The following is a 258-nucleotide window of genomic DNA, read 5'->3' as shown; positions in this document are numbered from 1 at the left end:
CCCTTGGCCAGACCAGCCTGGAGACGGCGACCTGTGGCACCATACGCGCACGACTGCTCAAAATCGCGACACGTGTAACGCTCAGCGTCCGTCGGATTGTCCTGTCCATGCCGGACATGTTCCCCTGTCAGCATGAATTCGCCCTCGCTCATGCACGATTGCGAAGGCTCCGGCAGGCCATCTGAAGAAACAGACAGTGCACAGACCACATAGCTTCCACCAACACTGCCTTCTCAGGCCGTGACACCCTCACTGCGT

General features: G+C 59.3%; 1 protein-coding gene. It reads left to right on the top strand.

Features of this window, described 5'->3' with window-relative positions; genetic code table 11:
• Nucleotides 1-185, top strand: a 185-nt coding sequence (locus CSR02_RS05440) for a transposase (protein ID WP_208616810.1), incomplete at its 5' end; no start/stop codon positions are given.
• Between the last annotated feature and the right edge of the window lie 73 nt (nt 186-258).

Source organism: Acetobacter pomorum (genome assembly GCF_002738225.1).
Taxonomy (GTDB): domain Bacteria; phylum Pseudomonadota; class Alphaproteobacteria; order Acetobacterales; family Acetobacteraceae; genus Acetobacter; species Acetobacter pomorum.
The sequence above is the reverse complement of the archived record's forward strand: the minus strand, read 5'-3'. Positions and strand labels throughout refer to the sequence as shown.